Genomic DNA, 5983 nt, shown 5'->3' on the forward strand with positions numbered 1-5983 from the left:
AAATAAAACAGCATGTAACAATATGTATATTGCATAGCTGCCCTTCGGGCTAGCAACGACAACATACACAAACGTTATGCTTTATTGCAAATAATATATAATGACTCAAATTGTGCAGGAATCAGATAGAACTATAGAGCGAGATTATCTTACTTCTATCCTTGCTATCTGTATCTATTGTATAGTCGGCTTGTTGGTCTGGGAAATTTTAGTTGGTGTTCAGGGAGAACCGTCAGGTAAAGAAGGTTTAAGCAGAACTTTGGATAAATTAGGTAATGGGTTTGAACTAATGAGGAGCTATGTTGGTGTAATGGTTTTCATAGCTATTGCATTAAGCATTACTACTTGGTTAATGAAATATAATAACTTAAGAGATGGCTTTATCCTTTGTGGGCTGATAGCACTTTTAGTATTAACAATTGTTTAAGAAATGAAATATATAAGCACTGCATGAGTTTTCCAAAAAATGGACTCCGAACATTAATGATTTACCAGACAAGTTACGGTTGGCAAGTTACAGGGAATGATGGTTGGATCGATCTTTATATTGAGTCATTAGAGGTTAAGAATGGACAATTGCTAAATGTTAAATACGACTACTTTAGAAAGCAAGTAGACCTACTAGATGAAAATAATTCTCAATTAAAGATTTCATCAGGAATTGTAAAACAATTGATTTCTCTGGGGTTGGAGAATGGTTGGGAACCCGAAAAACGAATTGCAGTACTAAATTTGGGACATGTTGACAGGAAAATAAACCCGTTTCCGAATTATAAAACAAAAGCATAACAACAAGTAAAAAATACAGCAAAGCTGTTCGGCATAAATGCCTATTTTTACTCAACCGTTATGCGCAATAGAAAAAAATCTGCTATACTAAAAAACTTAACGAAATAAATTTAAATGAATAGTCCTTACATATCAAAAGTAATAATAAACAATTATAAAAACTTTAAAGATGTTGAAGTTAACTTAAACCATAAACAAGTTGTTATTGGTGAGAATAATGTCGGAAAATCAAACTTCATCAAAGCAATTCAACTTATCCTTGATAGAAGTTATTCTGATTTTGATAGAGTTTTAGATCCTAGTTTTTTTCATGACAGTATAGAAGACCCTGAAAAAAATGGTGTAGAAATTAATATTCAAATTGAAATAAAAAATTATGAAAAAAATAGACACCTTGTCTCTCAACTATCAGATGCTGTAGTTTCTACCACTCCGCCAACACTTAGAATAACTTATAAATATTATCCAATAAGAGATGAAACTAATGAAATAATTAGCTACAGCTATCTAATTTATAAAGGGACTAACGAGGCTAATCTATTTACAAATGAAGATCGAAATTTTTTAAATATTCATGTGATTGGTGCTTTAAGAGATGTAGAACGTGAATTAAATGCTAAAAAACGTTCACCTCTTTACAAATTAGTTCAAGAATACGGTATTGCTACTGAAGATTTAGAAAAGATTTCAACTTCAATTCATTCTGCTGCTGAAGAAATATTAAATCTTGATGAAATAAGTGATATTAAAAAAGTTATTCAAAATAAATTTGAGACATTAACAGGTTTACAACACGATAATCAGCTCAATTTATCAATTTATGATACTGAAATAGAAAGACTTTTATATACCATTCAATTATATATGGGAGTAAAAAATAGACCTGTTTCAGAATTGAGCTTAGGGTTAGCAAATATTTTATTTATTTCTATGATTATGTTGCTTCTTAAAGATAAAACTATTCCTAGAATAATAAAGACTGCCGATTTTGAAAAATATAAAGCAAAAGACCCTTTATTCTTGATTAATAATTATTATAATCTCAGTGAAAGTGGCAGTAATTATTTGATAATAGAAGAATTACTTGACGAAGAAGAATTATATACTTTTTTTAACAAACACAATAGTAGACCACACACTGTTACTATTTTAGCTATCGAAGAGCCAGAAGCCCACTTGCATCCTATTTTGCAACGATTGATATATAGAGAAATATTACATAAAAGTGAAACATCAGTTGTTTTCACTACACATTCACCTTATATAACCTCGGTCGCACCAATTGATTCTATAGTTTATGGTAAATACTCCAACAATCAAACTAAACTTTATTCTACAGTAGGTTTAAATATTGACGCTAATGATAAAATCGACATAGAAAGATATTTAGATGCGAAAAGAGGCGAAATATACTTTGGTAAAGGTGTTATTTTGGTTGAGGGGATTACAGAAGAATACATGGTACCCGAAGTAGCTAATTTATTAGGTACCAATCTAGATGATTATGGTATTGTGATATGCAATATACATTCAACAAACTTTAAACCCTACGTTCAGATTCTGCAAGCTTTAAATATACCATGGTGTTTGATAACAGATGGGGATTGCTATAAAAATATAGCATCAATAAATGGTGATGGTCAACAAGAAACAAAAAAGAAATATCATGAAATAGTAGTAGAGACTGATTCAATAGGTTTCAGAGGAACTGAATTAATATCAAAAATATTAACAGACTTAGATATATGTACTTCAGTTGATTTAGAAATAGAAGAAGGTTCTGACTTACAATCAAAATTATCAGAATACAACTGCTTTGTAGGTTATTATACAAATGAAGTTGACACAATGACTAAATCTAATACATCAGACTTAGAGGTGTTTAAAAAAGTATATTCAGAGTTACGCCCTGGTGGTGCAAAACAACAACAAAACTTTGATAATGAATTAGATTCTGAAAATTATTGGAAGGCTCTTAAGAAAATTGATGATAATATAAGTAAAGGACGTTTTGCCCAACGTTTTGCTTCAAATATAAAATTAGAGATGGTTCCTCAATATATTCAATCGGCTATTACATTTATTATAGATAGCGTAAAGGACAACCATGAATAAAAAATTCTTCGAAGACTTATCTTTAATAAAAAATGACCCTAATCAAAAAAAAGCATTTGATTCAAAAGGGAATACAGTTGTTATAGCTGGTCCTGGTAGTGGTAAAACAAGGGTCTTGACTCTAAAAGCTGTAAAATTATGTAAAACAGACATCGTTGCACCTTCAGGTTTAGCCTGCATTAGTTACAGTCGAGAAACTGTTAGAGAGTTAAAAAAAAGATTATCCGAATATAATTATAAACCTAAAAAAAGCGATTTTATCGGAACAATGCATGGTTTTAGTATAATTAACATCTTAGAACCTTTTGCCAAACTTTACCCTCAATATAACATTCCTATTCCTTTAAAAATAGCTTCTAACGAAATAGAAGAAAAAATATTTATTAGTGTTTTATCAGAACTGAATATTACAGATGATTCTTTAAAGCTTGTAGATTTAAATAGACAACGGTCGCTTTCTATAACGGGTAATAGTAAAGTTCAATTAGAACTATTTGACCTTGAATCGCAAGCAGAAGTCATCTATAATAGAAAGTTAAATGAAGTTGGTTGTGTAGATTTTATTAGTATAATAAATATTGCAACTCAAATGATTACTGAACAAGAATATGTTAAAAACACATTAGAGGCTAAGTTTTCATGGTTATTAATTGATGAATATCAAGATCTTGGAAAACCTTTACATGAAATGGTACTTGAATTACAAAGCCAAACTTCAATAAAGGTTTTTGCTGTTGGTGATATGAATCAATCAATTTATGGTTTTAGTGGTGCATATCCCGATTTTTTGAATGAGCTAAATGGTATCTCTAATTTTGAATCAATTACTCTTACTTCAAACTATAGAAGTAATCAAGGGATTATTAATGGTTCATTAGACTCTCTCCAATTACCTCCACCTCGATTAAATTACCTAGCTAAACAACGACTCGATGAGACTGCTGATTTTAAATTCATTACATGCGAATCGGACATGGATGAACAGTATGAAGTTGTTGTTAATAAAATAATTCCAAAATTAATTGCTAAAGGAATAACTCTAAATGAAATAGGAATTATTGTAGGTTCAGGAAGAGAAGTGGCCGGTATGGCCTATATTTTAAAAGAAAATAGAATACCTTTTTATATTGCTAAATGGGGTTTTACGAATTCAGATATAGTTCAATGGCTACAAGATTGTGCACAATGGTGTATAAATCCAAAAAGTCAATCTTTTAATGTCATTTTTAGTTTTTGGAAAAGATTACTCAGTATTCATAATAATTCTCAATTATTATCTGAGCAAATAATTGTGAGAAGTGAGTTATATGAAGTGTTAAATGAGAGCAAATCCTTAATTACATTAAGTGACTGGCTAACAAACATATATGATAAGTTATTTTTAAATGAGATACTACTAGAATCGGAAAGCTATCCTGAAGAAATAAGCAATCTTGCATTATTACTTAAAGAAGCCACTTTAGCCAATTTAAAAGGAGTAAAATTAACAAGGTTTGCAACTTTAGGGACACCTGACAATGAGATTACAGTTACTACTCGTCATAGTGCTAAAGGTTTAGAATTTGAAGTAGTTATATTATTAGGTTTAGAAGAAGGGCGATTCCCTTTTTATAATATCAAAGAAGGATCTAAAGAAATGGAAGAAGCCCATCGTTTATGTTATGTCTGCGTAAGTAGAGCTAAACGGGAGTGTATTATGCTTAGAAGTAAAAAGCATACATTTACAGGTCAATGGGGTCCTTATACAAGGAGTTTTAACGCCTCTCGCTTCTGGAATATACTAACTGAAAACTTTGGAAATACCTCAAATACTATTGAAGCAAAAAAGTATTAAAGCGCATAACAATGTATAAAAAACATAGGGCGTTTTGCGCTTAACCGAAAAGTCTGTGAATATTAACAAAGTCCGCTAAATATAAAATTTGGCGTTTATAGAAGAAAAGATAAAAGCAAAATATTTATATTTAGCTATGTAATAAACCGAAACGAAAGTACATATCTACTGCCCTACGTTTCTTATACTAAACGTTATAGGCAACGCTGAAAAATAAATCGACTCAATGAAAAAAGTACTTTATATAACACTTATTGTAATGTTCTTCTCGTGTGTTGAAAAAAATAATTCAAGTAGTTTGTCAAGTCAAGTCACTGAAAAACAATTGAAAAAATTCAAGGAAACTCCTGAAAGATTGAGTGAAATAGTTTCAGCAATTGCAAAAATTAACGAATTGCAAGCCTCTCAAATAGGAATAGGCGGTGAGGAAGGTGAAAACTATAAAAATTTCAGAAATTTAAAAGCGAATAGTACAATAGATGAATTAGTTCAGTTGACAGCCAACAAAAATGAAACAGTTGCAACCTATGCAGGGTGGGCATTAGCTGACACCAACTATTCAGACTTGAAAACGATTTTTAATAATTTCATTTTACAAGAAACGATAGTTGAAACATATAGTGGTTGTATCATTTCTGAAGACTATTCCTACAGCTCAATATATTATAGATATTACTATAATTTAAATCATTCAGAAAGAGCCAAAGACAAAATATTATTCCAGCTCGATAGTAGCATATTATCTAGTCAAAATTCGGAAAGATTGTTACAAATTGCATTAGAAAATAGGATTTATGACGAGTCATATATTGATCGAATAGAGACTTTAGCTTTTGAAAAACAGAATACTGATGCGCTCTTTTACCTTTGCAAGTGGAATAAATCAAGGTATGCTACTGAGATTAGGTCTGAACTGGTAAGACTACTAGAAAGTACTGATAATTACACATCAAATTACTTCTATCAAGTAATAGATGAATTGTTTGATTATAAAGATTTTGAAACAAAGCAAATAATTGTGCAAAAGCTGAAAGAAGATAGAGCGTGGGAGAGTAAGGAAAACCGATTTATTTATTTATTAAATGAGAATAATATTTATAATATTGACCACGAATAAAAAAGCCCATAACAATATGTAAAACAGCATTAAAACGACTGTTTACACAAACGTTATAAGCAATTCCTTCCTTTGTGGAAAAAACAAATAATTACTTTAAGCTAAAGTTTAATTAGCTGAAAAAAATA

At 30.3% G+C, this 5983-nt stretch carries 5 protein-coding genes; all 5 read left to right on the forward strand.

Going from position 1 to position 5983, the window contains the following annotated elements:
- Window positions 1-112: 112 nt before the first annotated feature.
- The 5 genes from DNU06_RS17085 (at window position 113) to DNU06_RS17105 (ending at window position 5855) form a co-directional block, all read left to right on the forward strand.
- Window positions 113-427, forward strand: a complete 315-nt coding sequence (locus tag DNU06_RS17085; RefSeq protein WP_146239314.1) for a hypothetical protein — start codon at window positions 113-115, stop codon at window positions 425-427.
- 23 nt (window positions 428-450) lie between these two features.
- Entirely contained in the window at window positions 451-789 is a 339-nt protein-coding gene (locus tag DNU06_RS17090; RefSeq protein WP_111064725.1) for a hypothetical protein, read from the forward strand.
- 114 nt (window positions 790-903) lie between these two features.
- Window positions 904-2904, forward strand: a complete 2001-nt coding sequence (locus DNU06_RS17095) for an ATP-dependent nuclease (RefSeq protein WP_111064726.1) — start codon at window positions 904-906, stop codon at window positions 2902-2904.
- Entirely contained in the window at window positions 2897-4738 is a 1842-nt protein-coding gene (locus DNU06_RS17100; RefSeq protein ID WP_111064727.1) for a UvrD-helicase domain-containing protein, read from the forward strand. Before DNU06_RS17095 ends, DNU06_RS17100 begins: the two co-directional genes overlap by 8 nt.
- Window positions 4739-4964: 226 nt before the next feature.
- Window positions 4965-5855: a hypothetical protein gene (locus DNU06_RS17105; RefSeq protein WP_146239315.1), complete on the forward strand. Its 891-nt coding sequence runs from the start codon at window positions 4965-4967 to the stop codon at window positions 5853-5855.
- Window positions 5856-5983: the final 128 nt, after the last annotated feature.

The sequence above is a fragment of the Putridiphycobacter roseus genome (assembly GCF_003234935.1).
Taxonomy (GTDB): domain Bacteria; phylum Bacteroidota; class Bacteroidia; order Flavobacteriales_D; family Crocinitomicaceae; genus Putridiphycobacter; species Putridiphycobacter roseus.